2 protein-coding genes are annotated in these 1,067 nt (G+C 59.0%); one reads left to right on the forward strand and one right to left on the reverse strand.

The genetic code is table 11. From position 1 onward, the window contains the following. A partial coding sequence (locus ACLHRZ_RS37235; protein ID WP_490423011.1) for a transposase occupies positions 1–291 on the reverse strand: 291 nt, incomplete at its 3' end. A 180-nt stretch (positions 292–471) separates the two neighbouring features. Here ACLHRZ_RS37235 and ACLHRZ_RS37240 point away from each other — a divergent pair. After that, positions 472–774 carry a hypothetical protein gene (locus ACLHRZ_RS37240; RefSeq protein ID WP_490423012.1) on the forward strand — a complete coding sequence of 101 codons (303 nt, stop codon included), beginning with the start codon at positions 472–474 and terminating at the stop codon, positions 772–774. The last annotated feature ends 293 nt before the right edge of the window (positions 775–1,067 follow it).

Here is a 1,067-nt window from a genome sequence, read left to right on the forward strand (position 1 = left end):
GGTTGGCGACCTGACCATCGCGTACCTTTTGTTCTTCTCCGACATCTCCCGCCGCAGCCGCTCCAGCTCAGCCCGTTCCGACTCCTTGATCCGGTTGCCGGGCACGGCCGGCGCAGGCCGGTCGGAGGACGCCGAGCCGTTGCGCCGCCACCGTGACACCCAGCTGTGGAGCGTGCCGGGATGGACACCGAGCCCCTCGGCGACCTCCGGGATCGGCCTCCCGGTCTCGATCACGATGCGTACAGCACCCTCACGAAACTCAGGTTCATACGTGCGTTGCTTGGACCCCATGGACCCCAACTTCCCTTGCAATCACAGGCTCCACAGTACGAGGGGAGACTATGTACGCGGATCAGCCGGACAGCGTATTAAGGTCACTCTGGCGAGTGAGCATCAGTACCTCCAGGGGCAAAACCCCGGCCACCACGGTAGATGTGTTTATGACATTATCCCTGCGACGCGGAGGTACCCGTGCGTAAGATTTTTACTCGTTTCGCTGTTGCCACGATTGCGGCATCTTCCATTTTACCGCTCGCCAGCCTGGCCGAGGCTGCCCCTCACACGCCAGGCGCAGTCGCTAAAGACTACTGCCGAGGCCACAACCAGTGGGAGAGTGATGGACGGAATGGCCGCGAATGGTCCGGGCACTACTACTGCCAGGAAGGCCGTGAATGGCCTGGTCGCGCCTGGCCGGAGTGGCGCCACGAGGAGAACCGCAACGTCTTCAAAGAGCACAACCTTTTGAACAATGTCCTGAATATCGACATCCTTTAAAGGATGCTCAACCCAATCCACTCACCCTTATTTATCCGTTACACCAGTGAAAGCTGACCGGATTGGCGCATCGCTAATTTTAAGCGACAGTCTACAGCTTCCACTCCGACCGTTCCGGTCGGCCCTGCCGACCGGAACATCTCATCATCTAACTTGTCATTTATGGTCCGGTGTCGAACGCGGCTCGAACTTGGTCGGCGTTTTCGCAGTTTAGCGGACGAGAAGGCGGCCTTCGTCTGGTCCTGTGCTCCGTCACTGAACCTTTTTCATCCTTCGTTTTCGCAGGTGAGGAG

This window comes from Streptomyces sp. AM25, from assembly GCF_058146165.1.